The organism is Kitasatospora sp. NPDC053057, assembly GCF_044546945.1.
GTDB lineage: Bacteria > Actinomycetota > Actinomycetes > Streptomycetales > Streptomycetaceae > Kitasatospora.
The window spans coordinates 1-25,268 of record NZ_JBITZP010000027.1 but is presented as its reverse complement, the minus strand read 5'-3'; the positions used below and the strand labels follow the sequence as shown (position 1 = coordinate 25,268).

At 72.3% G+C, this 25,268-nt stretch carries 21 protein-coding genes; 16 read left to right on the top strand and 5 right to left on the bottom strand.

The annotated features are described in order from the left end of the window. Window positions 1-57: 57 nt before the first annotated feature. Window positions 58-1,347 (bottom strand): glycoside hydrolase family 6 protein, encoded by a 1,290-nt coding sequence (locus ACIG5E_RS25930; RefSeq protein ID WP_396537172.1) that lies wholly within the window; start codon window positions 1,345-1,347, stop codon window positions 58-60. 31 nt (window positions 1,348-1,378) lie between these two features. Continuing rightward, complete coding sequence (locus ACIG5E_RS25925) at window positions 1,379-2,350, bottom strand: glycoside hydrolase family 6 protein (RefSeq protein WP_396537170.1); 972 nt, start codon at window positions 2,348-2,350, stop codon at window positions 1,379-1,381. Between the two features lie 298 nt (window positions 2,351-2,648). On the opposite strand from ACIG5E_RS25925, the gene ACIG5E_RS25920 reads away from it, so the two are divergent. The 7 genes from ACIG5E_RS25920 to ACIG5E_RS25890 all read left to right on the top strand — a co-directional run bounded on the left by ACIG5E_RS25920 (window position 2,649) and on the right by ACIG5E_RS25890 (window position 12,915). After that, a complete protein-coding gene (locus tag ACIG5E_RS25920; protein ID WP_396537168.1) occupies window positions 2,649-3,674 on the top strand; it encodes a LacI family DNA-binding transcriptional regulator in 1,026 nt (341 codons plus the stop codon). A 409-nt stretch (window positions 3,675-4,083) separates the two neighbouring features. After that, entirely contained in the window at window positions 4,084-5,385 is a 1,302-nt protein-coding gene (locus ACIG5E_RS25915) for an extracellular solute-binding protein (RefSeq protein WP_396537166.1), read from the top strand. A 178-nt stretch (window positions 5,386-5,563) separates the two neighbouring features. Further along, window positions 5,564-6,574 carry a carbohydrate ABC transporter permease gene (locus ACIG5E_RS25910; protein WP_396537164.1) on the top strand — a complete coding sequence of 337 codons (1,011 nt, stop codon included), beginning with the start codon at window positions 5,564-5,566 and terminating at the stop codon, window positions 6,572-6,574. 17 nt (window positions 6,575-6,591) lie between these two features. Continuing rightward, window positions 6,592-7,539 carry a carbohydrate ABC transporter permease gene (locus tag ACIG5E_RS25905; protein ID WP_396537162.1) on the top strand — a complete coding sequence of 316 codons (948 nt, stop codon included), beginning with the start codon at window positions 6,592-6,594 and terminating at the stop codon, window positions 7,537-7,539. Between the two features lie 55 nt (window positions 7,540-7,594). Further along, window positions 7,595-9,046: a GH1 family beta-glucosidase gene (locus ACIG5E_RS25900; RefSeq protein ID WP_396537160.1), complete on the top strand. Its 1,452-nt coding sequence runs from the start codon at window positions 7,595-7,597 to the stop codon at window positions 9,044-9,046. A gap of 190 nt (window positions 9,047-9,236) precedes the next feature. After that, a complete protein-coding gene (locus ACIG5E_RS25895) occupies window positions 9,237-10,157 on the top strand; it encodes an NADP-dependent oxidoreductase (RefSeq protein WP_396537158.1) in 921 nt (306 codons plus the stop codon). Window positions 10,158-10,503: 346 nt separating this feature from the next. Then, window positions 10,504-12,915 (top strand): SpoIIE family protein phosphatase, encoded by a 2,412-nt coding sequence (locus ACIG5E_RS25890; RefSeq protein ID WP_396537156.1) that lies wholly within the window; start codon window positions 10,504-10,506, stop codon window positions 12,913-12,915. Window positions 12,916-13,098: 183 nt separating this feature from the next. On the opposite strand, the gene ACIG5E_RS25885 is transcribed toward ACIG5E_RS25890, so the two are convergent. The 3 genes from ACIG5E_RS25885 to ACIG5E_RS25875 form a co-directional block, all read right to left on the bottom strand. Next, a complete protein-coding gene (locus ACIG5E_RS25885; protein ID WP_396537154.1) occupies window positions 13,099-14,139 on the bottom strand; it encodes an ABC transporter permease in 1,041 nt (346 codons plus the stop codon). Then, window positions 14,123-15,694 carry a sugar ABC transporter ATP-binding protein gene (locus tag ACIG5E_RS25880; RefSeq protein WP_396537152.1) on the bottom strand — a complete coding sequence of 524 codons (1,572 nt, stop codon included), beginning with the start codon at window positions 15,692-15,694 and terminating at the stop codon, window positions 14,123-14,125. Before ACIG5E_RS25880 ends, ACIG5E_RS25885 begins: the two co-directional genes overlap by 17 nt. Before the next feature lie 84 nt (window positions 15,695-15,778). Then, entirely contained in the window at window positions 15,779-16,831 is a 1,053-nt protein-coding gene (locus tag ACIG5E_RS25875) for a sugar ABC transporter substrate-binding protein (RefSeq protein ID WP_396537150.1), read from the bottom strand. 352 nt (window positions 16,832-17,183) lie between these two features. Between ACIG5E_RS25875 and ACIG5E_RS25870 the strand changes: the two genes are divergently transcribed. From ACIG5E_RS25870 to ACIG5E_RS25830, 9 genes are all read left to right on the top strand, one after another. Continuing rightward, window positions 17,184-18,035, top strand: coding sequence for a fumarylacetoacetate hydrolase family protein (locus ACIG5E_RS25870; protein ID WP_396537148.1), 852 nt, complete (start codon window positions 17,184-17,186; stop codon window positions 18,033-18,035). An 11-nt stretch (window positions 18,036-18,046) separates the two neighbouring features. Continuing rightward, window positions 18,047-19,384, top strand: coding sequence for an L-fuconate dehydratase (locus ACIG5E_RS25865; RefSeq protein WP_396537146.1), 1,338 nt, complete (start codon window positions 18,047-18,049; stop codon window positions 19,382-19,384). After that, window positions 19,381-20,145 (top strand): SDR family NAD(P)-dependent oxidoreductase, encoded by a 765-nt coding sequence (locus ACIG5E_RS25860; RefSeq protein ID WP_396537144.1) that lies wholly within the window; start codon window positions 19,381-19,383, stop codon window positions 20,143-20,145. The genes ACIG5E_RS25865 and ACIG5E_RS25860 overlap by 4 nt, the downstream gene beginning before the upstream one ends. Continuing rightward, window positions 20,142-21,140, top strand: a complete 999-nt coding sequence (locus ACIG5E_RS25855; RefSeq protein ID WP_396537142.1) for an aldo/keto reductase — start codon at window positions 20,142-20,144, stop codon at window positions 21,138-21,140. Before ACIG5E_RS25860 ends, ACIG5E_RS25855 begins: the two co-directional genes overlap by 4 nt. After that, window positions 21,140-21,880, top strand: coding sequence for a (Fe-S)-binding protein (locus ACIG5E_RS25850; protein ID WP_396537140.1), 741 nt, complete (start codon window positions 21,140-21,142; stop codon window positions 21,878-21,880). The genes ACIG5E_RS25855 and ACIG5E_RS25850 overlap by 1 nt, the downstream gene beginning before the upstream one ends. After that, window positions 21,877-23,340 (top strand): LutB/LldF family L-lactate oxidation iron-sulfur protein, encoded by a 1,464-nt coding sequence (locus ACIG5E_RS25845; RefSeq protein WP_396537138.1) that lies wholly within the window; start codon window positions 21,877-21,879, stop codon window positions 23,338-23,340. The genes ACIG5E_RS25850 and ACIG5E_RS25845 overlap by 4 nt, the downstream gene beginning before the upstream one ends. Continuing rightward, window positions 23,340-24,014 carry a lactate utilization protein C gene (locus ACIG5E_RS25840; RefSeq protein ID WP_396537136.1) on the top strand — a complete coding sequence of 225 codons (675 nt, stop codon included), beginning with the start codon at window positions 23,340-23,342 and terminating at the stop codon, window positions 24,012-24,014. The genes ACIG5E_RS25845 and ACIG5E_RS25840 overlap by 1 nt, the downstream gene beginning before the upstream one ends. Beyond that, the gene (locus ACIG5E_RS25835) at window positions 24,011-24,322 is read left to right on the top strand and encodes an L-rhamnose mutarotase (RefSeq protein WP_396537134.1); all 312 of its coding nucleotides are present in this window, start codon (window positions 24,011-24,013) and stop codon (window positions 24,320-24,322) included. Before ACIG5E_RS25840 ends, ACIG5E_RS25835 begins: the two co-directional genes overlap by 4 nt. Before the next feature lie 103 nt (window positions 24,323-24,425). Continuing rightward, entirely contained in the window at window positions 24,426-25,121 is a 696-nt protein-coding gene (locus ACIG5E_RS25830; protein WP_396537132.1) for a FadR/GntR family transcriptional regulator, read from the top strand. The last annotated feature ends 147 nt before the right edge of the window (window positions 25,122-25,268 follow it).

The window sequence follows — 25,268 nt, the reverse complement described above, 5'->3', positions numbered from 1 at the left end:
GGAACCCCAGCCGGCGTTGCGGCTGGGGTTCCCTCGTCGGCGACGACCCGGCCCGGCTCAGTCCCAGCCGTTGAAGTTCAGCGCCGGACGGGCGTTCTCCACCAGCGTGCGGGCCTGCGCCGCCCACCAGGTACCGGCCGGTGGATCGACGACGCCGGACTCCGGGTCGACCGTTCCGCCGGGGATGCCGCGGTTGCACTGTCCGTCGGACTGGCCGACGGTCTTGATCCACAGGTAGGCGTCGGCGAGCGGGGTGCCGGTGTCGGCCGTGGGGCGGTCGCCGATGCCGCGGCCGGGCGGGTTGCACCAGATCTGCGGGTCGCCGGTGTACTTGCCCGCCGGGGGCGTCCAGGAGCCCTGCCCGTTGCGGCTGGTGTCGACGACAAAGTGGGTGAGCTCCTTCGCGGGCGGGGTGCCGACGTTCTGCTGGTACCACAGGTCGGTCCAGTGCCAGGTGCCGGAGTCGTCCACGTCGACGGAGTTGCCCGGCCGGCCGTCATTGGGAGCGGCCGAGGAGTAGTACTGGCCCGCGCACGAGTCGGCGTGTCCGCGTGCCGCCGCCGGGCCCTTGGTGGCGTACCAGAGGCAGTTCGACACCCACGTGCCGTAGCGGTCGGACAGGTCGGTGGCGAAGAAGTTGGAGACGTTCAGCGAGAAGCCCTGGGCGTGCTCGACGCCCGCGTCCATCAGGCGCTGCGTCATGGCGCCCACGCTCTGCCAGTGGCTGTTGCCGGCGTCCAGGTAGACGGTCGTGTTCGGCTGCTTCTCCAGGACGTCGATCGCGTAGCGGAGATCGGCGATGCGTCCCGCCGTGAGCGCGCCCGTCGGGTCGGTGGTCGGAGAGCAGTCGCGGGGCAGATTGGCCAGGGCGTCGGGTTCGAGGACGATCACCGCCTTGCCCCGGCCGATGCCGCGGGCCAGCCCGGCTGCCCAGGCCCGGTAGTCCGCGTCCGACTGCGCCCCGCCGCTGGAGTACTGCGAGCAGTCCCGCCCCGGGACGTTGTAGGCGACCAGGACCGGGACGGTTCCGGTGCGGGCCGCGCGGCGGACCAGGGTCCGCGTCTGGTCCTCGACCTGGTCCGGTGTGCCGTCGGTGAACCAGTGGGCTCCGGGCCAACTGGCCAGCTTCGCCATGGTGGCGGCGCTGTCGAGGTCACCGTGCAGCAGGTCCGTGACGGACTGCCGGGCGGCGTCGCGGTCCGGTTCCACGTAGAAGCGGGTCCCGGCCGGCAGCGTGTGACCGGTGGCCTCCCGGGCCTCGGCCTGGGCCTGGGTCGGGACGGCGAGCCCCGTCAGCAGGGCGGCTATGCCGACGGGGATCAGCGCGCGGGGGATGCGTAGTCTCACTGAACGGTCCTCATGTCGGTTTCTCGGCTCATTAGCCGTAGATCAGGTTGTAGGCGACCTGCGGCAGGAACTGTCCGGCCGTCGAGCCGGTGCCGGTGCCGCAGTTGCCGTCGGACTCGCCGGGGGCCTTGATCCACAGCAGCATTTCGGCGCCGCCGCCGAGCTGCGTGGGCGTGCCGATCCGGCGCCCCGCCGGGTTGCACCAGTTGCCGTCGGATCCGTTGCCGTTGCGGCTGGTGTCGATGACGAACGGCTTGCCGAAACCGTTCGCCGACTGCAGGGCCGCGCTGACGGCGTTGCCGTACGCCGTGTTCTGCGCGGTGGGGAGGAAGTTGGACACGTTGAGCGAGAACCCGTGGGCTCCGCTCACCCCGGCCGCGGCCAGGTGGTTGGCCATGGTCTCGGCGCTCATCCAGGCGGGGTTGCCTGCGTCCAGGTAGACCCAGGTGTTGGGGGCCTTGGCGTTGAACTGCGCGATGGCGTTGCGCAGCATGCCGTTGCGCTCGGCGATCTGGTCGGCGCTCATGCAGGTCTCGTCCCCGAGCGAGTCGGGTTCGAGGACGACCACCGCCGGCCGGTTGCCGATGCCGCTGGCGAAGGCGGCGATCCAGGTGGCGTAGTCGGCGGGGCTGCCCGCCCCGCCGCCGGACTGGCCGGCGCAGATGTCGCGGTTGGGGATGTTGTACGCCACCAGGATCGGCAGCTTGCGCTGGGCGGCGGCCGCGCCGACGAAGGCGCCCGTCGCCGTCCCGATGGTGCCGCTCCAGTTGCCGAACCAGCGGGCCGTCGGCACGTTGGCGATCGACGACCGGATGGCCGGGGCGCGGCCGTCCCCGGGGTTGGCATTGAGCCACTGCTGTGCACTGGAGTTCGGGTCGACGTAGAAGCCGCTGGTCATGGTGGTGGGGTCGGCGGCGTACGCGGTCCCGGGGTGGACGGCGACCAGGAGAGCGGTGAGCGCGGGGGTCAGGAGCAGGGACAGCCTGCGGAGCGAGCGGCGCATGGTTCTTCCTCCACTGGGTGGGGGCGGGAGGGGAAAGTGGAAGCGCTTCCAGTTGCCAGATGATTGGGCCGATTCGAACCGGTGTCAAGACGTTCGCTCCAAGTTCCCTCCACCATCGTCTGCCCTGGTCCAGTTGAGTTGCCGCTGTCCCGGCGGAACCCGGCTCCCTGGGCCTACAGTGTGGAAGCGCTTCCGACGAGCGGAGGCGAGAGGGCGGTCGGTCGCATCGGTGTCACGGGATGCCGTGGAACCATGGACCGGAGAACGCCCGCCGGCAACAGGAGGATCAACGATCGCGATGGAGACGTCCCCACGACGCCAGCCGACACTGGACGAGGTCGCGGCCCGGGCCGGTGTCTCGCGCACGGCGGCGTCCCGCGTCATCAACAACGTGCCGCACGTGAGCGCGGCCAAGCGCGCCGCGGTGGAACGGGCGGTCCGCGAGCTCGGCTACGTGCCGAACCCGACCGCGCGGGCACTGGCCACCCGGCGCGCGGGTGCGGTCGTGCTCGCGGTGTCCAGCGACGAGCCCGGGCTGTTCGCCGACCCCTTCTTCGCCGAGGTGACGGTGGGCGTCAGCTCCTTCCTCGACCAGACGGACCTGGAGTTGGTCCTCCTGCTGGCCAACACGCCCCGCGGCAAGGAGCGGCTGCGGCGCATCCTGAGCTCCCAGCGGGCGGACGGCGTGATGCTGATGGCCGTGCGCGGCGACGACCCCCTGGGGCGGCTGGCCGAGGAGACGGACCTGCCCGTGGTCTTCGGCGGACTGCCACTCGCGGGCACCCCCCGGTGGTACGTGGACCCGGACAACCGGGGCGGCGCGCGCCTGGCGGTCGAACACCTGGTCCGCGGCGGACGCCGGAACATCGCGATGATCACCGGACAGGTCGACCTCCAGGCCGCCATCGCCCGCGAACAGGGCTTCCGCGAAGCACTGGTCCTGGCCGGCCTGTCCCCCGCCGGCGTGGTGCCCGGCGGCTTCACCCAGGACGGCGGCGAGGCCGCGATGGAACGACTGCTCGCGGACCGCCCGGACCTCGACGCGGTGTTCACGGCCAATGACGGCATGGCGCTGGGAGCGCTGCGCGCCCTGCGGCGGCACGGCCGGCGCGTCCCCGAGGACGTCGCGCTCGTCGGCTTCGACGACCTCGCCAGCGCCTTGTACGCCGACCCGCCGCTGACCACCGTGCACCAGCCGGTGCGCGCGCTCGGACTGGAGCTGGCCCGGATGCTGGTGGCCGTCATCGAGGGCCAGGACCCGACCCCCCTCGTCCTGCCGACCCGCCTGACCGTCCGGGAGTCCGCACCCCCGACGTCCCGCTGACCTCAGACCGCGAACAGGCTGCCGGAACGGAAGCGCTTCCATGACTTTCCACGCGTTCCACGCGCCGGTCGCACTCAGCGTCCACAGGTGAATTAGCCAGCCGTCACCACGCCTTCACGGTGCGGCGATCGACCCTGCCCGGGACGGCGGGGCGGCTCGAAAACCCTCCTTGGACATCTCTTGACAGTCACCTGTGCGAGGGAGCAGGGTTTGGCGAAACTGGAAGCGCTTCCACTCATGGTCCGGCGCTCCCGGGGCGGGCGGACCCGATCCGTCCGAAACCCCCTCACGTACCTCCTCGCGGGCGCTCGGGGCTTCCGCTCCCCGCACCGCCAGGCAACCGCCCGAGCAACTCCCACCCGCGCAGCCGCCACCCCTGCGCATCCCGCCACCGCTTCCTGGAGAACCCATGTTCCTGCGTAGCCGTCCCCGCAGAGCCGCCGCCGTCCTGTCGGCCACCGTCGTCACCGCGGTCCTGGCCACCGGATGCTCCTCAGGAGGGGCCGGCTCGGACGACCCGAACGCGCAGATCACGCTCACCGTGGGCGACTTCGGCACCTTCGGCTACAAGGAGTCCGGGCTACTCGACGAGTACATGAAGGCGCACCCGAACATCACGATCAAGGAGAACACCACCACCCAGGAGGGCGACTACTGGACCGCGTTGCAGACCCGGCTGTCCGGCGGCGGGCTCGACGACATCCAGGCGCTTGAGGTGAGCCGGATCGCGTTGGCCACCTCCGACCAACTCAGCGGCGCCTTCACCGATCTGTCACACGTTCAGGGCGTCGACCAGGACGCCTACCTGCCCTGGAAGTGGAAGCAGGCGACCACCGCCCAGGGCAAGACGGTCGGCCTCGGCACGGACGTCGGCCCGATGGCGATCTGCTACCGCCAGGACCTCTTCCAGGCCGCGGGCCTGCCCGGCGACCCCGCCGCGGTCAGCGCCCTGTGGGCGGGGGACTGGGCGAAGTACGTCGAGGTCGGCCGCCAGTACCAGGCCAAGGCCCCCAAGGGCACCTTCTTCATGGACACCGCCACCGGCCTGTACAACGGCGTGGTCTCCTCCAACCCCGAGCAGTACTACAAGAACGGCAAGATGAACTACCAGGACTCCGCCGGTGTGAAGAACGGCTGGAAGCTGGCCTCCGACGCCGTCCAGGCCGGCATCACCCAAGGGCTCAAGGAGTTCGACACCCCCTGGCAGACGGCCTTCTCCAACTCCACGTTCGCCACCACCGTCTGTCCGTCCTGGCAGCAGGCCAACATCGAGAAGTTCTCCGGCCCCGGCAACGCCGGCAAGTGGAACATCGCGCAGGCCCCCACCGCCGGCAACTGGGGCGGCTCGTTCCTGTCCGTGCCGGCCTCCGGCAAGCACGTGGCCCAGGCCCAGGCGCTGGCCGTCTGGCTCACCGCGCCCGAGCAGCAGGCCAAGGTGTTCCAGAAGGTCGGCAGCATCCCCGCCAACCAGAAGGCCTACGCGCTGCCGGGCGTCACGGACTTCAAGAGCCCCTACATCGGCCCGAACGCCCCCACCGGGCAGATCTTCTCCACCGCGGCCAAGGCCATCCAGCCGGCCGAGACCGGTCCGCACCACGGTGACCTGCACGGGGCGTTCAGCAACGGCGTGCTGCTGATGGAGCAGAACCACATGAGCCCCGAGGCGGCCTGGGCCGACACCGTCAAGCAGATCGCGAGCACCATCCAGTAGCCCGGGCCACGCCGTACGGACCACGCGGCAGCCCTTCCCCCGCGCGGTCCGTACGGCATCCGGCAGCCAGGACCGAACTCTCCACCGAACCGTTCCCACCGAACGTTCCCACCGAACCCCCTTTTCCAGAGCGCCCCGACGGACCCCACCGGCCGTCGACCCGGCACGGAGGAACCCTGTGGCCACCTCGACCCGCACCCACCGAAGCGATCCAGCCGACCCGGCCGACCCGCCCGCCGCCAGCCCGCCGGAGCGCGGCAGAACGCCGACGGGCCTGCGCAGCCGACTGCACCGCTGGGACCACATCGGCTCGCCCTACGTGTTCGTCGCACCCTTCTTCCTCGTGTTCGCGGTCTTCGGCCTCTTCCCGCTCCTCTACACCGGCTGGCTGTCCCTGCACCAGGTCAGCCTCTTCAACGTGGACCAGGCCGACTGGGTCGGTCTCCAGAACTACCGTGACCTGTTGTTCGGGCCGCCGAGCGAGCTGTTCTGGCGCGCCCTGCGCAACACCGTCACCCTCGGTGTGCTGTCGACCGTCCCGCAGCTGCTGATCGCGCTCGGCCTCGCCCACCTGCTCAACTACCGCCTCCCGGCCCGCGGTTTCTTCCGCACGGCGCTGCTCGCGCCGTACGCGACCTCGGTGGCGGCCGCCACGCTCGTCTTCGCGCTGATCTTCAGCCCCGAGGGCGGCATGGCCAACTGGCTGCTCGGCCTGGTCGGCATCGGCCCGGTCAGCTGGGAATCCGGCACCTGGAGCTCCCAACTCGCCATCTCCGTGATCGTCATCTGGCGCTGGACCGGCTACAACGCGCTGATCTACCTCGCCGCGATGCAGGCCATCCCCCGCGAGCTGTACGAGGCCGCCGCGATCGACGGTGCCAACCGCTGGCAGCAGTTCCGCCACGTCACGATCCCCGAGCTGCGGCCCACCATCCTGTTCACCGTCGTCGTCTCGTTCATCGGAGCGACCCAACTCTTCGGTGAGCCCTACCTGTTCGGCGGTCAGAGCGGCCACCAGGGCGGTACGCAGCACCAGTACGAGACCCTCGGCATCTTCATGTACGACCAGGGCTTCCACTACAGCATGCTCGGCCGCGCCTCCGCGGTCGCCTGGCTGATGTTCGGTCTGCTCGTGCTGGTCGGCCTGGCCAACACGCTGATCGCCCGCCGCCTGCGTTCTGCCAAGTGACCGAGGAGGACGACCGCATGACCACCATCCCCGCCCCCGACTCCCCCGCCGCCCGCGCGGCACGGCCGACCGGCGGCTCCGTCGACCGGCGCGGCACCGGGCGCCGGCACCGGCTGCGCTCCCCGGGCGCGGGCGACCAGCACCGGGCCGGGCCGCTCGCCCTGGCGACGCTGATCCTGGTCGCCATCGCCTCGCTGTTCCCGCTGTACTGGACACTCGTCGCGGCGTCGACCGACGGCCACCGGGTGGTCGCCACACCCCCGCCGCTGCTGCCCGGCCGGAACCTGTTCCACAACATCGGCTACGTGTGGGACAACGCCGGGGCGCGCGGCATGGGCGCCGCGCTGCTCAACTCGACCCTGGTCGCCGGCACCGTCGCGCTCAGCACGGTGGCGTTCTCCGTCCTGGCCGGCTTCGCCTTCGCCAAGCTGCGCTTCCGCGGCCGCGGCGCGCTGCTCGCCCTCGTCGTCGCCACCATGGCCGTCCCCGCCCAGGTCGGCGTCGTTCCGCTGTTCATCCTGATGCGGCACCTGGGGCTCGGCAATCAACTCGGCGCCCTCATCCTGCCCTCACTGGTGACCGCCTTCGGCGTCTTCTTCATGCGCCAGTACCTCACCCAGGCCCTGCCCACCGAACTGCTTGAGGCCGCCCGGGTCGACGGCGCGAACTCGCTGCGCGTCATCTGGCACGTCGTTCTGCCGATCGCCCGCCCCGCCATGGCCGTGCTGGGGATGCTCACCTTCGTCCAGTCCTGGAACGACTTCCTGTGGCCCGTCATCGCGATGAACGGCGCCATCAATCCCACGGTCCAGGTGGCACTCGCCGGACTCGGCACCGGCTGGTCGACCGACTGGTCCGTCATCACCGCCGGCGCGTTGATCGGGACCGTGCCGCTGCTGCTGGTCTTCACCGTCTTCGGCCGGCAGATCGTCGGCGGCATCACCCAGGGCGCACTGAAGGGGTGACCGGCAGTCAGGCCGGCACCCGTTGTTCACCACACCGCATTGGAGCACACCCGTCATGACCGTGGTCTCACCGGACAACGCCCGTACCCGGCGTGCCTTCCCGCCGGGCTTCGCCTGGGGGACGGCCACCGCCGCCTACCAGATCGAGGGCGCCGTCGCGGAGGGCGGCCGAACCCCCTCGATCTGGGACACCTTCAGCCACACCCCCGGCAAGGTCGCCAACGGTGACACCGGGGACATCGCGCTCGACCACTACCGGCGTTTCCGCGAGGACGTCCGGCTGATGGCCGACCTCGGCCTGACCGCCTACCGGTTCTCGATCTCCTGGCCCCGCGTCCAGCCGACCGGCCGCGGCCCGGCCTCCGAACAAGGCCTGGACTTCTACCGGGCGCTGGTCGACGAACTGCTCGCCCACGGCATCACCCCGGTCGCCACGCTCTACCACTGGGACCTCCCCCAGGAGTTGGAGACCCCGTCGATCAGCGGCTCCGCCGCGGGGGGCGGCTGGCCGTCCCGGCAGACCGCGCACCGCTTCGCCGACTACGCGACGCTCGTCGCCGAGGCGCTCGGCGACCGGATCGGCACCTGGACCACCCTCAACGAGCCCTGGTGCAGCGCCTTCCTCGGCTACGGCGCCGGCATCCACGCCCCCGGCCGCACCGACCCGGCCGACGCGCTGCGCGCCGCCCACCACCTCAACCTCGGCCACGGCCTGGCCGTCGGCGCGCTGCGCGCCGCCCTGCCCGCCTCCGCCCAGGTGGCCGTCTCGCTCAACCTGCACGCCGTGCGGCCGCTCAGCGACCGCCCGGAGGACCTGGAGGCGGCCCGCCGGATCGACGCCGTCGGCAACCGGATCTGGACCGGCCCGATGTTCAGGGGCCGGTACGACGAAGACCTCCTCACGGACACCGCGCACCTGGTCGACTGGGACACCCTGGTCCACGAGGGCGACCTCGCCGAGATCTCCCGCCCGATCGACCTGCTCGGCCTCAACTACTACAATCCGACCGTCGTCTCCTCCCCGGCCGCCGGCGAGGTGCTCCCCCGCAACGACGGGCACGGCGCCGGCGCGGCCTCGCCCTGGCCGGGCGCCGAGGACGTCGCCTTCCACCTCGCCAACGACGACGTCACCGCCATGGGCTGGCCGATCGACCCGACCGGACTGTCCGACACGCTGCTCGCCCTGCACCGTGAGTTCGGCCTGCCGCTGCTGGTCTCCGAGAACGGCGCCGCCTTCCAGGACACCGTAGCCGCCGACGGCACCGTCCACGACCCCGAGCGGACCGCCTACCTCCGCGGTCACCTCGACGCGGTCGCCGACGCGATCGCCGCCGGCGCGGACGTGCGCGGCTACTTCCTCTGGTCCCTGCTCGACAACTTCGAATGGGCGTACGGCTACGACAAGCGCTTCGGCATCGTCCACGTCGACTACGACACCCTGGCGCGCACGCCGAAGACCAGCGCCCACTGGTACGCCGAGGTGATCCGCCGCGGCGGGCTGGACTAGCGAAGGCCCCTCCCCGAGGCCCCCGGGGCGGTACGCACCGCCGTCGCCGAGCCCGCCGCCGCCCGGCCGCGGACCCTCCGACGGGTCCGCGCGGGTGCCGGGCGCCCGCCACGGGCATAGCGTGGCCCACGGCGGCCCGCCCACCCGGCGGTGCGCGGGACCGCAACACCCGCTCCTTGGAGGTCGGTTCATGCACGCCGTGACCTACGACTCGTACGCCCAGGACAACTCCCGGCTGCGGTACGGCGAGGTGCCAGACCCGAAGGTCGGCCCCGGGCAGGTGCTGATCCAGGTCCGGGCCGCCTCCGTCAACCCGGTCGACTGGAAGGTCATGGCGGGCGGTCTGGACGGCATGATGGACACGGTCTTCCCCGTCATCCCCGGCTGGGACGTGGCCGGCGTCGTCACCCGCACCGGGCCGGACACGCCCGAGTTCGCCCCGGGGGACGAGGTGATGGCCTACGCCCGCAAGGACGTGGTGCAGGCCGGCACCTTCGCCGAGTACGTCGCGGTCGCCGCCCCCGCCGTGACGCGCAAGCCCGCCGGGCTCGACTGGGCGCAGGCCGCCGGACTGCCGCTGGCCGGCCTCACCGCGTTGCGCAGCCTGGACCGGCTCGAGGTCGGCCCCGCCGACGTCCTCCTGGTGCACGGCGCCGCCGGCGGCGTGGGCAGTCTCGCGGTGCAGCTCGGCCGCGACCGCGGGGCCCGGGTGATCGGCACCTCCTCCGAGCGCAACCACGCGTTCGTCCGCGACCTCGGCGCCGAACCGGTGACGTACGGGGACGGCCTGACCGAGCGGGTGCGTGCGCTGGCTCCCGACGGCGTGTCGGCCGTCGCGGACTTCGTCGGCGGCCAACTGGAGACGACGCTGGCCGTGCTCGCCGGGGGCGGGCGGCACGTCTCGATCGCCGATCCCGGGGTGTCCCAGCACGGCGGCCACTGGGTCTGGGTCCGCCCGGACGGCGCCAAGCTGGCCGAACTGGCGGCGATCGTGGACCGCGGCGCACTGACCGTGGAGGTCGCCCGGACCTTCCCGCTGGAGCGGACGGCCGAGGCCTTCGACGCCAGCCGCACCGGTCACACCCGCGGGAAGCTGGTCGTCCTGCCGTGACCGACCGTGCCCTCCCCGCTGGGAGCGCGTGTGGCGGGAGCCGGACCTAGGGCCTGTCTTCAAACTCCCGTCGTCCGCCCGGAGGGCGGGCGGGGCGGCGTTGGGGTGCGTGGATCGCAAGGCGGAGGAGGGAGCCACTGCGGTGGGGGCACCTCCCGGCCGAAGGCTGGGGGCCATTGGCGACCGACGACAACGCGGCGAGGCGCGCTTGTGCCCTGGGGGTACCTCCCGGCCGAAGGCTGGGGGAGCGTCGCCCCGCAGGCGGGAGTTTGAAGACAGGCCCTAGGGTGGATCCAGGCCGCCGGAATCCGTTCCGGCACACACCGCTGCCCGGACGGAGGCGCGCGTGGAGACGACTGGCGAGCAGGACGCACCCACCGCCGCTGTCGTGGTCGGCCCGGACGGTGTGGTGAGCGGCTGGAGCGAGGGCGCACTGCTCCTGCTGGGCTGGAGGGCGGAGGAGACCGTCGGCCGCCCCGTGACCGACTTCCTGGTCGATCCCCGACCCGGGTACCTCGGGGGCGCCGGCCCCGGTACCACGCCGCTCACGCTGCGCCGCCGGGACGGGTCCACGGTGGACGCCGCGGTGACGATCCACCCCCTGAACGGCAGCGACGGACAGCCGCTGGGCCGTGTGCTGACCGTCCAGCGCTGGGACCGCCGACCGGTGATCGCCGACCGGGCCTTCGAACAGTGCCCCTTCGCCCTGGGGGTGTACGACCCCGAGCTGCGGTTCCTGTGGGTGAACGCCGCCGCGTGCCGGGTGATGTCGCACTCGGAGGCCCAGGTGCTCGGTGAGAAGTACCGCGAGCTGTTTCCCGAACTGGACGACGCCGCGTACACCAACCAGCTCTCCGAGGTGGCCAGGACGGGCGAACCCGCGCGCCTCATCACGGTCTTCCGGCCGCTCGGCAGCGCCTATGCCAACGCCTGGGCCACCAGCATGTGGCCCGTCCGGGACGCCGGGGGCAGGGTACGCGCGGTCGCCAACTGGGGATTCGACATGAGCGCGGAGTACTGGGCCCGCCAACGCCTGCTCATCCTCAACGAAGCCAGCAGCGGCATCGGCCGGACCCTCGACGTGATCAGCACCGCCCGGGAACTGGCCACCGCCCCGGTGCCGGGCTTCGTCGACCTCGTCACCGTCGACCTCTTCGACGAGGTCCTGCGCGGGGAGGAACCGCCCGCCGCCGCGGTCACCACCGGTGGCACCATCACGCTCAGCCGCGCCGCCCGGCACAGCGCGAAGCGGGACCCGGACGGACCCTTCGGGCCGGTGACGCCGGTCGGGTACGCCCCCGGTTCCGTCCCCGCCCGCTGCATGGCCGCCGGCACGTCCATGGTCCAGCTCGCCGCCGAAGCCGACCAGGGCGGCGAGTGGGCCTTCGGCCCCGGCCTCGCCGCCGACCCCGCCCACTGGCCGCCGGGCCTCCCGCTGATCGACCGGACCATCGCCGCCCAGGGACTGACCGGCCGGATCACCGTGCCGCTGCTGGCGCGCGGCGCCCTGCTGGGCGTCGTCGCCTTCGCCCGGAAGGACCGGCCCGAGGCCTTCACCGCCGACGACCTGATCCTCGCCGAGGAACTCGCCGCCAAGGCCGCCGTCGCCATCGACAACGCCCGCCGGTACACGCGCGAGCACACGACCGCTCTGACCCTGCAACGCAGTCTGCTGCCGCGGCGGCTGCCGAGCCACGGGGCGATCGAGGTGGCTTCCGGATACCTGCCCGCCGGGGCCGGCGCGGGCGTGGGCGGCGACTGGTTCGACGTCATCGCGTTGTCCGGCGCGCGGGTCGCCCTGGTCGTCGGCGACGTCGTCGGCCACGGCGTGCACGCCTCCGCCAGCATGGGCCGACTTCGCACGGCGGTCCGCACCCTGGCCGACGTGGACCTGCCACCTGACGAACTGCTCACCCACCTGGACGACCTGGTCCTCCACCTTCCCGACGACCCCCGGCCCGACGGCGGTTTCGAGCCGACCGGCGAGACCGGCGCCACCTGCCTGTACGCGGTGTACGACCCGGTCTCCCGCCGCTGCGCCCTGGCGAGCGCGGGCCATCCGCTGCCGCTGATCATCGCGCCGGACGGCACCGGCACCCCGGTCGAAGCGCAGCCGGGGCCCCCGCTCGGCATCGGCGGCCTGCCGTTCGAGGTGACGGAGTTCGACGCTCCCGAAGGCAGCCTGCTCGCCCTCTACACCGACGGACTGGTGGTCAGCCACGAGCGCGACGGCGAGCAGGGGGCCACCGGCCTGCTCCGGATCCTGAGCCAGCCGGCCGCCTCGCTGGAGGCACTCTGCGACGCGGCGATGAAGGCCATGCTGCCGGAGCACCGCACCGATGACGCGGCCCTCCTGCTCGCCCGCACCCGCGCGCTGGACCCCGACCACGTCGCCGACTGGGCGATCGAGCCCGACCCCGCGCAGGTGGCGCGCGCCAGGCGGCTGGCCGCCGACCAACTGGCCGTCTGGGGCCTGGAGGAGACGGCGTTCGTCACCGAACTGGTCGTCAGCGAGCTGGTCACCAACGCGATCAAGTACGGCCAACCGCCCATCAGACTGCGGCTGATCCGCGACACCTCGCTGATCTGCGAGATCTCCGACGGCAGCGACACCGCCCCGCACCTGCGCCGGGCGCGCACCTTCGACGAGGGCGGCCGGGGCCTGATGCTGGTCGCCCAGCTCACCCAGAGCTGGGGCACCCGCCACACCACCAACGGCAAGACGATCTGGTGCGCCCAGACCCTCGGTCCGGTGTGATCCCCTTCCCACGCCCCCCAGTTCGCTCCCCCCTGCGCAGCGCAGTTCGTCGGCCGCCGCCCCGGACGTGCCCGCCGTCGCCTCCCTGACGGAACTGCTGGAGCTGTTCTGACACCGTGCGGCACGGCATGCCGGCTACCCGGCACGTTACGTGACGGCCCGGGGTGGTGCGGCAGGTACGGGCTACTCCTGCTTCTCGCCGGAGGCGTAGCGGGAGATGATCAGCGCGACGATGATGATCGCGCCGTTGAGGAACTGGTTCCACAGCGGCGGGACGCCGGCCAAGGTCATGACGTTGACCACGAGCTGGAGCGTGAGCACGCCGGTGAGGGCGCCGAAGAGCGTGCCGCGGCCGCCGTTGAGGCTGACGCCGCCGATGACGGTGGCGGCGAAGACCTGGAAGATCCAGCCGTTGCCCTGGTCGGCGGAGATCGATCCGTAGTGGCCGGTGTAGAGGATGCCCGCGAAGGCCGCGAGCAGGCCGCCGAGGACCAGCACGGCCCAGACGATCCGGTCGACCCGGATGCCCGCTGCCCGGGCGGCCTCCGCGTTGCCGCCGATCGCGTAGAGGGCCCGGCCGTGCCGCAGCCAGGCGAGGGCGCTGGCGCCGGCGAGGAAGAGCAGGGCGCAGATCCAGATCGCGGCCGGGACGCCGAGCCAGCTCGCGCTGCCGAGGTAGCGGAAGGAATCGGGCACGTTGACGATGGACTGCCCCTGGGATACGGCGACTTGGAGGCCCCGGAGCAGGGTGAGCGCACCGAGGGTGACGATGAAGCCGTTGAGGCGCAGCTTGAGGATGAGGAAGCCGTTGATCGCGCCGATGAGCGCGCCGACCAGCAGGCACAGCGGGATGGCGGTCCATTCGGGGAGGAGTCCGAGGCCGTTGAAGCGGGCGCCGTGGTCGGGCAGGACGAGCCAGACGGCGATCACCGGGGCGACGCCGATGGTGGACTCCAGCGAGAGGTCCATTCGCCCGGCGATCAGGATGAGCGCCTCGGCGAGGACCAGCAGGCTCAGTTCGGTGGCCTGTTGCCCGACGCCGAGGAGGTTGTCGGAGGTGAGGAAGGCGGGCGAGACGATGAAGCCGATGACGCCCAGCACGAACAGGACCGGGACGAGCGACAGATCGCGGTAGCGGGCGAGGTCGAGACGGCGGCTGGCGGGGGCGGCGGCCGCCGCTCCGGGGAGCTCGGGGAGCTCGGGGAGCTCAGTGGTGGGGGTCATGGCCTTCCTTCGGGTCGGTCGGGCCGCGCATGCCCTCCATGGCCGCGACCAGTTGTTCGTCGCTCCAGCCGGGTTCGAACTCGGCGACGACACGCCCCTGGAACATGGCCAGGACGCGGTCGCAGACGCGTAGGTCGTCGAGCTCGTCGGAGACGATCAGGGCGGTCCTCCCCTCGTCGGCGACCTGGCGGATGGTGCCGAGCAGGGATTCCTTGGACTTGATGTCGACGCCGTTGGTCGGGCGGATGGCGACCAGGACGTGGGGCCGGGTGGCGAGCGCCCGCGCGATGACGACCTTCTGCTGGTTGCCTCCCGAGAGTGCGGACACCGGGGTGGCGGGGCCGGGGGTCTTGATGTCGAGGTCACTGATCACGCGCTGGGCGAAGCTCCGCGTGCGCGAGGGCAGGACGGTGCCGTACGGGCCGAGCTGGTCGGTGACGGTGAGGGTGGCGTTCTCGGCGACGCTGCGCTGGGGTATCAGGCCCTGGACGTGCCGGTCCTCGGGGACGAATCCGATGCCGGCCGCGAGTGCGGCGGGCACCTTGCCGGTGCGCACCGGGCGCCCCGCGACGGTGACCGTCCCGCTCTGGGGCCGGTGCAGGCCCGCGAGGGTCTCGCCGAGCTGCACGTTGCCGCTGGCGGCGGCGCCGGCCAGGCCGACCACCTCGCCGGGCCGGGCGGTCAGGGCGACGTCGCGGTAGCGGCCGGCCAGACTCAGGCCGGTGACGTCGAGCAGCGGCGCGCCGTCCGGGTGCGCTCGGCCGGCCGCCGACCAGCTGGGCTCCGTGCCGCGGGAGGACTCGCCGGTCATCGCCTCCACCAGGGCGTGCTGGTCGAGTTCGGCCACCGGGGCGGTGACGATGTGCCGGGCGTCGCGGTAGACCGTGACGGTGCTGCAGAGCTCGTAGACCTCCTGCAGGTGGTGCGAGATGAACAGGAAGGCGACGCCCTGCTGTTGGAGTCCGCGCAGCTTGTCGAAGAGCCGGTCGATGCCGCGGGCGTCGAGCTTGGCGGTCGGCTCGTCCAGGATGATGAACCGTGCGCCGAAGGACAGCGCCCGGGCGATCTCCACGAACTGGCGCTGCTCGACGGTGAGGTCCTCGGCGCGGGCCGTCGGGTCGACGTCCACGCCGTACTCGGCGAGCAGCTCGCTCGCGCGCAGGCGCAGTTGCTTCCAGCTGATCGGGCGCAGCGCACGGCTGGTCTGCCGGTCCAGGCTGTGTCTGTTCAGGAAGAGGTTCTCCGCGACGGTCAGCGCGGGGATGATCGTGGAGCGCTGGTAGACGCAGGCGACGCGCGAGCGCCAGGCGTCGGTGTCGCCCGGGGCGGGGGCGGGTTCGCCGTCGTACCGCAGGGTGCCGGTGTCGGGGGTCTGCAGTCCGGTGAGGATCGAGACGAGGGTGGACTTGCCCGCACCGTTTCGGCCGACCAGGGCGTGGGATTCGCCGGGGGCGACGGAGATGCGGGCGTCGCTGAGGGCGACGGTGGCGCCGAAGCGCTTGCTGATCCCGTCGGCCTCGACGACGGGGCCCCGGACGGGGCTGGGGTCCGCCATGGCGGGGGTGTCCTCTCCACGGGGCCCGCGGGCGGGCGAGCCTCGGCCTGGGGTGCCTTGCTCCGCCCGTCCACGGGGGTCGGGTCACTTGCCGACGCTGTTGCCCCACAGGGCCTTGTCGTCGACGTTGTCCTTGGTCACCAGCGGCGCGGGGAGCTGGTCCTCCAGGCCGTTGGGCAGGGAGATGATGGTGGACTGGTGGTCGGTCAGGCCGGGCTGGAAGGTCTTGCCCTCGGCGGCGGCCTGCGCGTAGGACAGCGCGTACTTGGCGTACAGGTCGGCGGGCTGGGAGACGGTGGCGTCGATGTCGCCCTTGCGGATGGCGTCGAGTTCCTGCGGGATGCCGTCGTTGGAGACGACGGCGATGTGCCCCGGCTGACCGGCGGGCTTGAGCAGGCCCTTCTGCTGGAGCAGGGCGAGGGTCGGCTGCAGGAAGGCGCCACCGGCCTGCATGTAGATCCCGCCGAGGTCGGCGTTGGCGGCCAGCGTGGACTGGAGCTTCGCGGAGGCGACGTCCCCCTTCCAGTCCGTGGCCAGCTCGATCACCTGGACGTCGGGGAACTTCTCCTTCATGCAGGCGGCGAAGGCCTCCGAGCGGTCGCGGCCGTTGATGGAGCTCAGCGCTCCCTGGAGCTCGGCGACCTTGCCCTTGCCGCCCAGCTGCCTGCCGAGGAATTCGCAGGCCTTGGTGCCGTAGGCCTTGTTGTCGGCCCGGACGACCATGTAGACGTTGCCCTTGTCGGGACGGGTGTCGACGCTCACGACCGGGATCTTCCTGGCGGACAGCTGGTCGAGGGTGGAGGCGATCGCGCCGGTGTCCTGCGGAGCCATGACGACGACCTTGGCGCCGGTGTTCTGGAAGACCTGGACGTTTGCGACCAGCTTGGTCACGTCGTTCTGCGAGTTGCTGACCGGCAGGGTGTTCAGGCCCTGGGAGGAGGCGTCCTGCTTGACGTACTGCGCGTAGGAGTTCCAGAAGTCGGAGTCCGCGCGGGGCAGGTCGATGCCGATCGCCGGCTTGCCGCCGCCGGAGGCGGAGGAGCCCGAGTCGCTGCCGCGGTTGCAGGCCGTGGCGAACCCCGCCAGGACGGCCACGGTGGCGGCCGTGGCCGCGATTCTGGAGGAGCGAAGCTTCATGGTGCTGGTCTCCTTGGCTGGGAGGGCCGGCGCCCCTGCGGAAGGGTGGGAGGCGGATCGCAGGGGGAATGACCGGGCATCCGGAGGCAGTCATCGGATGGCTTGCGGTGCCGAGGACTCTACGAGCCGGATATCCGACTGACAAGAGGAAACCTCGGATGGTTCCGAACCGTGATTCCCAGCCATACCCCGCAGCACTGAACGATGCCAATTACTGCCATGAACTGCACAGTTGAACGGCCCGACCGGCGGAATGACGCGCAGACATCGGAGGAATCCTTGCGACGGCCAATGCAGCCTCGTATGGTCATGGCACCACGGATTCATCCGATGTGTTGATGGGAGCCACCACATGAAGCTGCTGCGAGTAGGCGAACCCGGAGCGGAGACGCCGATCGTCCGCGACGTTGACGGCGTCACCTTCACCCTCGCGGGCCTGACCGACGACATCGACGGTGCGTTCCTCGCCTCGGGCGGGCTCGACCGGGTCCGGGCCGCCCTGGCCGAGGGTTCGCTGCCCCCCGTGGACGCGGCCGGTCTGCGGATCGGGTCGCCCGTCGCCCGTCCGGGCAAGGTGGTCTGCATCGGCCTCAACTACCGCGATCACGCCGAGGAGACCGGCGCGGCCGTCCCCGAGCGGCCGGTGGTCTTCCTGAAGGACCCGTCCACCGTCGTCGGCCCCTTCGATCCCGTGCTGATCCCGCGCGGCTCGGTGAAGACCGACTGGGAGGTGGAACTCGCCGTCGTCATCGGCCGCGAGGCCCGCTACCTCGCCGACCCGGGCGAGGCGGCGAAGTGCATCGCGGGTTACGCGATCAGCAATGACGTCTCCGAGCGGGAGTTCCAGCTGGAGTACTCCGGCCAGTGGGACCTCGGCAAGTCCTGCGAGAGCTTCAACCCGCTCGGCCCGTGGCTGGTCACCCCGGACGAGGTCGGCGACCCGCAGGACCTGGGACTGCGCCTGGCCGTCAACGGCGAGCCGCGGCAGGACGGCAGCACCAAGAACATGATCTTCGAGGTGGGTTACCTGGTCTGGTACCTGAGCCAGTACATGGTGCTGCGCCCCGGCGACGTCATCAACACCGGCACCCCGGCCGGCGTGGCCCTGGGCCTGCCCGGCAACCCGTACCTGCGCGACGGCGACACCGTCGAGCTGTCCATCGACGGCCTCGGCACCCAGCGCCAGACGTTCATCACCGCGTGAAAGGCATCCCCTTGTCCGCAACCACAGCGCGGATCACCGCCGTCGACACCTATGACGTCCGCTTCCCCACCTCGCGGGAGCTGGACGGGTCCGACGCGATGAACCCCGACCCCGACTACTCCGCCGCCTACGTCATCCTGCGGACCACCGAGGGCGGCCACGAGGGCCACGGCTTCACCTTCACCATCGGGCGCGGCAACGACGTCCAGGTGGCCGCCATCGACGCGCTCCGCCCGCACGTCCTCGGCCGCCCGGTCGCCGAGCTGTGCGCCGACCCAGGATCGCTGTACCGCGACCTGATCGGCGACAGCCAACTGCGCTGGCTGGGCCCGGAGAAAGGCGTGATGCACATGGCCATCGGGGCCGTCGTCAACGCCGTCTGGGACCTCGCGGCCAAGGAGCGGGGCAAGCCGCTCTGGCAGTTGCTCGCCGACGCCGACCCCGAGTGGCTCGTCTCCCAGATCGACTTCCGCTACATCGCCGACGCCCTCGACCCGGCGGAGGCGCTGGAGCTGCTGCGGCGCGGCAAGGAGGGCGCGTCCGAACGCGCCGCCGAGCTGCTCCGCCGGGGCTACCCCGCCTACACCACCTCCCCCGGCTGGCTCGGCTACGACGACGAGAAGCTCACCCGCCTCGCCCGTGAGGCCGTGTCGGACGGCTTCCGGCAGATCAAGCTGAAGGTGGGCGCCGACCTGGCGGACGACATCCGCCGCTGCCGGGCCGCCCGCGCCGCCATCGGGCCCGACATCAGGATGGCCATCGACGCCAACCAGCGCTGGAACGTGGCGGAGGCCGTCGAGTGGACCACGGCGCTCGCGGAGTTCGACCCGTACTGGATCGAGGAGCCCACCAGCCCGGACGACGTGCTCGGGCACGCGACGATCCGGCGCGGGGTCAGCCCGGTGAAGGTCGCCACCGGCGAGCACGTGCAGAACCGGATCGTCTTCAAGCAGCTGCTCCAGGCCGGTGCCATCGACGTCCTCCAGCTGGACTCGGCGCGGGTCGGCGGCGTCAACGAGAACCTCGCCATCCTGCTGCTCGCCGCGAAGTTCGGCGTCCCGGTCTGCCCGCACGCCGGCGGCGTGGGCCTGTGCGAACTCGTCCAGCACCTGTCCATGTTCGACTTCGTCGCTCTCTCCGGCACCACCGAGGACCGCGTCATCGAGTTCGTCGACCACCTCCACGAGCACTTCCTCGACCCGGTGGTGATCGCCGACGGCCACTACCGCACCCCCACCGCGCCCGGATTCTCGGCGGCCATGCACCAGTCCTCGCTGGACACCTACCACTACCCCCACGGCTCCTTCTGGGCCGAGGAGCTGGCGCAGCACCAGGAGGCGATCGCATGACGACGGCTGAACTCGACGGACTGACGGCGCTCGTCACCGGCGGCGCCTCCGGGATCGGCCTGGCCACCGCCACCCTGCTCGCCGAGCGCGGCGCCCGGGTGGCCGTCCTCGACCTCGACCCGCGGACGGTCAAGGAGCCGCTGCTGGGCTTCACCGCCGACGTCACCGACGACGCTTCGGTGCGCGGCGCCGTCCAGGCGGCCGCCGAGGCGCTCGGCGGGATCGACGTCCTGGTCAACAACGCGGGCATCGGCGCGATCGGCACGGTGGCGGACAACCCGGACGAGCAGTGGCACCGCGTCCTGGACGTCAATCTGCTCGGCGTCGTCCGCACCACTCGGGCCGCCCTGCCGCACCTGCGCCGCTCGACCCGGGCCGCGGTGGTCAACACCTGCTCCATCGCCGCCACCGCCGGCCTGCCGCAGCGCGCGCTCTACTCGGCCAGCAAGGGCGCCGTCCTGTCGCTCACCCTGGCCATGGCCGCCGACCACGTCCGCGAGGGCATCCGGGTCAACTGCGTCAACCCCGGCACCGTGGACACCCCCTGGGTCGGCCGGCTGCTCGACGCCGCCGACGACCCGGCCGCCGAACGCGCCGCCCTCAACGCGCGACAGCCGACCGGCCGGCTGGTCACCGCCGAGGAGGTGGCCGCCGCCATCGTCTACCTGGCCTCCCCGGCCGCCGGCAGCACCACCGGCACGGCGCTGCAGGTCGACGGCGGCATGGCGGGCCTGCGGCTGCGGCCGGAGTCCCGGCCGTGATCGCGCGCGGCCGGCCGCTGGGCCGGAGCAAGGTCGAGGTCGGCGAGCTCGCCTTCGGCGCGGCGGGCATCGGCAACCTGTTCACCCCCGTCACCGACGCCGACGCCGAGGAGGCCGTCGCCGCCGCCTGGGAGTCGGGCGTGCGGTACTTCGACACCGCCCCGCACTACGGCCTGGGCCTGTCCGAGCGGCGGCTCGGCCGGGCCCTGCGCGGCCGTCCCAGGGACGAGTACGTCCTCTCCACCAAGGTCGGCCGGCTGCTGCGCCCGGCCCCGGAGCCGGGCGGCGACGACCTCGCCCACGGCTTCGCCGTCCCCGCCACCCACCACCGGGTCTGGGACTTCAGCGCCGTGGGCGTCCGCCGCTCGATCGAGGACAGCCTGGAGCGGCTCGGCCTGGACCGGATCGACATCGTCCACCTCCATGATCCCGACGACCACGCGGAGCAGGCGCTCAGCGAGGCGTACCCCGAGCTGGCCCGGCTGCGCGCTGAGGGGATGGTCGGCGCGATCGGTGTCGGGATGAACCAGGCCGGGCTGCTCGCCCGGTTCGTCCGCGAGACCGACCTCGACGCCGTCCTGTTGGCCGGCCGTTACAGCCTGCTCGACCAGCGTGGACTGACCGAGCTGCTGCCGCTGGCCGCCGAACGCGGCGTCGGCGTCGTCATCGGCGGAGTCTTCAACTCCGGCCTGCTCGCCGACCCGCGCCCCGGCGCCACCTTCGACTACACCGCCGCACCCGAGGAGTTGCTCACCCGCGCCCTCGACCTCAAGGCCGTCTGCGAGGAACACGGCGTGCCGCTGCGTGCCGCCGCGCTGCGCTTCCCGTTCGGGCACCCCGCCGTGGCGAGCGTCCTGGTCGGCACCCGCAACGCCGCCGAGGTCCGGGACGCCGCCGCCATGCTCCGGCACCGCGTCCCGGACGCGCTGTGGGCGGAGCTGAAGGACCGCGAGCTGCTCCCGCCGGACGTCCCGACCCCGCAGGAGGTCACCTGATGCGCGTCGCACTGTTCATCACCTGCTTCAACGACACCATGTTCCCCGGCACCGGCCGCGCCGTGGTGACCGTCCTCGAACGGCTCGGCCACACCGTGGCGTTCCCGCAGGAGCAGACCTGCTGCGGACAGATGCACATCAACACCGGCTACCGTACGGACGCCGTCCCGCTGATGGCCCGGTTCGCGCGCGCCTTCGGCGAGTACGACGCCGTCGTCACGCCGTCCGCGTCCTGCGCCGGGCTCGTCCGGGAGCACCATCCGGCCCTCGCCGAGGAGTACAGCCCGCCACAGCTGCGCCGGCAGGTCGCCGAACTGGTGCCCCGGGTGTACGAGTTCACCGAGTTCCTGACCGACGTCCTCGGCGTCACCGACATCGGCGCCCGCTTCCCGCACCGCGTGACCTACCACCCCACCTGCCACTCGCTGCGCGGGCTGCGCCTCGGCGACCGCCCGCGGCGGCTGCTGCGCGCGGTCGAGGGCCTCGACCTGGTCGAGCTCCCGGCCGCCGACTCGTGCTGCGGCTTCGGCGGCACCTTCGCCGTCAAGAACTCCGCGACCTCCGGCGCGATGCTCGCCGACAAGGTCGGGGCGGTGCGCGAGACGGGCGCCGAGGTGCTGTGCACGGTCGACAACTCCTGTCTGATGCACATCGGCGGCGGCCTGTCCCGGCAGGGCGCCACGGTGCGGACCATGCACCTGGCCGAGATCCTGGCCACGACCGAAGGAGGACGCCCGTGAACTCCCCCGGCGAGCGCGGAGTGGTCTGGCTGGGCTCGCCGTCCTTCCCGGACGCCGCCCGCGAGGCCCTCGGGAACACCCGGCTGCGGGCCAACCTGAAGCGGGCCACGACCGTCATCCGCGACAAGCGCCTCGCCGTCGCCTCGGAGCTGGACGACTGGGAGGCGCTGCGCACCGCCGCCGACGCGATCAAGACCCGGACCCTGCGCCACCTCGACCACCACCTGCTGCGGCTGGAGGAGTCGGTCACCGAAGCCGGCGGAATTGTGCACTGGGCCGCGGACGCCGCCGAGGCCAACCGCATCGTCACCGAACTGGTTCGGGCCACCGGCGAACGGGAGGTCGTGAAGGTCAAGTCGATGGCCACCCAGGAGATCGGACTCAACGAGGCGCTCGCCGAAGCCGGCATCACCGCCTACGAGACCGACCTCGCCGAGCTCATCGTCCAGCTCGGCGACGACCGCCCCTCCCACATCCTGGTGCCGGCGATCCACCGCAACCGGACCGAGATCCGCGAGCTGTTCGCCGAGCGGATGGGCGCGTGGGGGCAGCCGGCCCCGGAGGGCCTCACCGACGATCCCGCCGCACTCGCCGAGGCGGCCCGCCGGCACCTGCGGGAGAAGTTCCTCCGTGCCAAGGTCGCCGTCTCCGGTGCCAACTTCGCCGTCGCCGACACCGGCACCGTCGTCGTACTGGAGTCCGAGGGCAACGGCCGGATGTGCCTCACCCTGCCCGAGACCCTGATCACCGTGATGGGCATCGAGAAGGTCGTCCCCGGCTGGGCGGACCTGGAGGTGTTCCTCCAACTGCTCCCGCGCTCCTCAACCGGCGAGCGGATGAACCCGTACACCTCCACCTGGACCGGCACCACCGAGTCCGACGGCCCGTCCGCCTTCCACCTCGTCCTGCTCGACAACGGCCGCACGGACACCCTCGCCGACACCGTCGGCCGCCAGGCCCTGGCCTGCATCCGCTGCTCCGCCTGCCTCAACGTCTGCCCGGTGTTCGAACGCACCGGCGGGCACGCCTACGGCTCGGTCTACCCCGGGCCGATCGGCGCCGTGCTGACCCCGCAACTGGTCGGCGTCGACCACGCCGCCTCCCTGCCGTTCGCCTCCACCCTGTGCGGGGCCTGCTACGAGGCCTGCCCGGTGAAGATCGACATCCCGAAGCTGCTGGTCCACCTGCGGTCCGAGGTGGTCAAGGCCAGGCGCGCTGCCGGAGGACTGCCCACCGGCGAGGCGCTGGCGATGAAGGCGGCCGCCACCGTCCTCGACTCCCCCGCGCTGCTCGCCGCCGCCCAGCGGGCGGCCTCGCTCGGCGGCCGGGCGCTGGCCCGGGGCGGCCGGATCGGCCGGCTGCCCGGCCCGCTGAGCGGCTGGTCCGCCGACCGGGACACCCCGGTGCCGCCCGCCGAATCGTTCCGCGCCTGGTGGCGCAGGAACCGGGAGGGGAAATGATGAACACCCGCGATGCCATTCTGGGGCGCATCCGTGCCGCGCTCGCCGACGTGCCCACCGACGAGGGCCCGGAGGACGTTCCCGTACCGCGTGACTACCGGCGCGGCCACACCGCCCCCGGCCAGGACCTCGTGGCCCTGTTCGCCGAACGGGTCGCCGACTACCGCGCCACCGTCACCCGGACCGATCCGGCCGGACTACCCGGCGCCATCGCGGCCGCCCTCACCGCCCGCGGTGCCGTGCGTCTGGCGGTGCCCGAGGGCTTCCCGGACGGGCTCCTGCCGCCCGGGGACTGGGAGTGGCACCGGGAGCCGCTGGACGTCCCCGCCCTGGACGCCCTCGACGGCGCCGTCACCCTCGCCGCCGTCGGCATCGCCGTCACCGGCACCATCGTCCTGGACACCGGTCGGGGCCAGGGCCGGCGCGCGCTGAGCCTCGTCCCCGACTACCACCTCTGCGTCGTCCGCGCCGAGCAGATCGTCGACGACGTCCCCGAGGCGCTCGCCCGCCTCGACCCGCGTCTGCCGCTGACCTTCGTCTCCGGCCCGTCCGCGACCAGCGACATCGAACTCAGCCGGGTCGAGGGCGTGCACGGGCCCCGGACCCTGGACGTGGTCATCGTCGACACGACGGACACCGCCACCGACCCCGAGCAGCATCCGGAGCAGTCATGAGGATCGCCCTGCACACCCGCGTCCGGACGGACCGGATCGAGGAGTACGAGGCCGCGCACCGCGAGGTGCCCGGCGAACTCACCGACGCCATCAGGGCGGCCGGCGTGAGCTCCTGGACGATCTGGCGCAGCGGCTCCGAGCTGTTCCACCTGCTGGAGTGCGAGGACTACGCCCGGCTGCTCGCCGAGCTCGAACACCTCCCGGTCAACATCGCCTGGCAGGCGCGGATGGCCGAACTCCTCGACGTCGTCCACGACTACTCGGCGGCCGGTTCCGCGGCCGGGCTGCCCGTGGTGTGGGAGTTGTGACCGTCCCGGCCGCCCGGTCGGACCCCGGTGTACGGAGGCACCGGGGCCCGGCCGGGCGAAGCCCTTATGCTGCGAAGATCAGATGACCAGGAAAGGCGAGGCCGTGCCAGTCACCGACGAGGCGATCGAGAAGATCAAGGCCATGATCGTGAGCGGCGAGCTCCGCCCCGGCGCGAGGCTCCCGAAGGAGGCCGACCTCGCGGACCGGCTCGGCCTGTCCCGCAGCTCCCTGCGGGAGGCGGTGAAGGCCCTGTCGCTCATCCGGGTGCTCGACGTGCGCCAGGGCGACGGCACGTACGTGACCAGCCTGGAGCCCGAAGTCCTCCTGGACGCCCTGGGTTTCGTGGTCGACTTCCACCAGGACAACACGGTGCTGGAGTTCCTGGAGGTCCGCCGCATCCTGGAGCCGGCCGCCGCCGCGATGGCCGCCCGGGTGATGTCCGAGGAGGACGTCACCGGCCTGGACGAGGTGCTGGGGAGCCTGGACGAGGACGCCTCGCTGGAAGAACTCATCGCCAACGACCTGGAGTTCCACCGCAGGATCGCTGCCGGGTCGGGCAACACCGTGCTCTGCTCGCTGATCGACGGCCTGTCCGGGCCCACCATGCGGGCGCGCATCTGGCGCGGGCTGACCGAGGAGGGCGCGGTGGCCGGCACCCGTCAGCAGCACCGCGCGATCTTCGACGCCATCGCCGGCCGCCGCCCGGAACTCGCCCACGCCTGGGCGACCGTGCACGTCGCCGGGGTCGAGCAGTGGCTCCGCGACACCCTCGGCGAACCGGGATCGGCGCTCGGCTGACGCGCAGTGGTGTGGCGCAGTGGTGGGGGGGGCGGGGGCCCGGGGGCCCCCCCCCCCCCCGCGGGGCGCCCCCCCCCGCCCCCGCCCCCCCCCCCCCCCCGCGCCCCCCCCCCCCCCGAGTCAGCGGCCCCCCCGGGACCGACGGGG

Excerpts from the sequence above, each read along its gene's own strand:
- ACIG5E_RS25925 (WP_396537170.1), bottom strand. The coding sequence starts at position 2,350 with ATGCGCCGCTCGCTCCGCAGGCTGTCCCTGCTCCTGACCCCCGCGCTC.
- ACIG5E_RS25870 (WP_396537148.1), top strand. The coding sequence starts at position 17,184 with ATGAAGCTGCTGCGAGTAGGCGAACCCGGAGCGGAGACGCCGATCGTC.
- ACIG5E_RS25860 (WP_396537144.1), top strand. The coding sequence starts at position 19,381 with ATGACGACGGCTGAACTCGACGGACTGACGGCGCTCGTCACCGGCGGC.
- ACIG5E_RS25920 (WP_396537168.1), top strand. The coding sequence starts at position 2,649 with ATGGAGACGTCCCCACGACGCCAGCCGACACTGGACGAGGTCGCGGCC.
- ACIG5E_RS25895 (WP_396537158.1), top strand. The coding sequence starts at position 9,237 with ATGCACGCCGTGACCTACGACTCGTACGCCCAGGACAACTCCCGGCTG.
- ACIG5E_RS25880 (WP_396537152.1), bottom strand. The coding sequence starts at position 15,694 with ATGGCGGACCCCAGCCCCGTCCGGGGCCCCGTCGTCGAGGCCGACGGG.
- ACIG5E_RS25905 (WP_396537162.1), top strand. The coding sequence starts at position 6,592 with ATGACCACCATCCCCGCCCCCGACTCCCCCGCCGCCCGCGCGGCACGG.
- ACIG5E_RS25875 (WP_396537150.1), bottom strand. The coding sequence starts at position 16,831 with ATGAAGCTTCGCTCCTCCAGAATCGCGGCCACGGCCGCCACCGTGGCC.
- ACIG5E_RS25900 (WP_396537160.1), top strand. The coding sequence starts at position 7,595 with ATGACCGTGGTCTCACCGGACAACGCCCGTACCCGGCGTGCCTTCCCG.
- ACIG5E_RS25885 (WP_396537154.1), bottom strand. The coding sequence starts at position 14,139 with ATGACCCCCACCACTGAGCTCCCCGAGCTCCCCGAGCTCCCCGGAGCG.
- ACIG5E_RS25850 (WP_396537140.1), top strand. The coding sequence starts at position 21,140 with ATGCGCGTCGCACTGTTCATCACCTGCTTCAACGACACCATGTTCCCC.
- ACIG5E_RS25835 (WP_396537134.1), top strand. The coding sequence starts at position 24,011 with ATGAGGATCGCCCTGCACACCCGCGTCCGGACGGACCGGATCGAGGAG.
- ACIG5E_RS25840 (WP_396537136.1), top strand. The coding sequence starts at position 23,340 with ATGAACACCCGCGATGCCATTCTGGGGCGCATCCGTGCCGCGCTCGCC.
- ACIG5E_RS25915 (WP_396537166.1), top strand. The coding sequence starts at position 4,084 with ATGTTCCTGCGTAGCCGTCCCCGCAGAGCCGCCGCCGTCCTGTCGGCC.